1 pseudogene is annotated in these 771 nt (G+C 75.9%); it reads right to left on the bottom strand.

The features are described 5' to 3' along the window. Positions 1–771 (bottom strand): annotated as a pseudogene (locus PROKR_RS37430) (hypothetical protein); the annotation flags it as partial.

The following is a 771-nucleotide window of genomic DNA, read 5'->3' as shown; positions in this document are numbered from 1 at the left end:
AGGTCGCCGACGCCGCGCTCGTGCGCCGGGTCGGCGTCGCCCACGCGCGGCGCGGGCAGCTCCGTCTTCCCCAGCCTCGTCACCGACGCGTCGACGCCGCCGAGCGCCGCGACGACCTCGTGGTCCCGCAGGCTCGACCCGAGCTCGTCGAGGTCGTCCACGAGCACCTGGCCCGGGTGCACGAACGTGCCCACCAGCATCCGCCGGTCCAGCCGGAACTCCCCCAGCACGGCGGACCCGAGGCTCGCGACCCGGTCGAGCACGTCCGTCGGGTTGAAGCCGGCGAGCGTGAACGTCGCCTTGGCCAGTGCGTTCGGGTCCAGCAGGGCGCCGTGCGCGCGCAGCGTGCGCGCCACCACAGGGTTGATCTCGGCGGTGGGGTCCAGCGTGATGTCGTAGTCACCCTCGCCATCGCTGCGGGGCGTCAGCATGACCGGCCGCAGCAGCACGGGCGCGCGGACCACGCGCGGCTCCTGGTCGTCCTCGTCGGCCGCCGGGGCGGCGCCGTTCGCGGGCATCGCCAGCGTCACGATCGGCACGGACCCGGTCAGCGCGGGCGCGTCGGCGGGGCTGTCGGCGGAGTCGCCGCCGGGCTCGGTCGCGGAGGCGGCGGAGGCCGGGGACCCCGAAGAGAACGCCGGTCCCAGCACCCGCGTGATCGCCTCCATGTCGTTGGCGTCGTTCGCGCCGCCGGCAGCGGGGCGCTCCGTCCAGGTCGCCACCCCGATCGCGAGGTAGGTGGGCGAGACCCCGTAGCGCTGCGCGTGCTCC

It is taken from the genome of Promicromonospora kroppenstedtii DSM 19349, assembly GCF_000515355.1.
GTDB lineage: Bacteria > Actinomycetota > Actinomycetes > Actinomycetales > Cellulomonadaceae > Promicromonospora > Promicromonospora kroppenstedtii.
The sequence above is the reverse complement of the archived record's forward strand: the minus strand, read 5'-3'. Positions and strand labels throughout refer to the sequence as shown.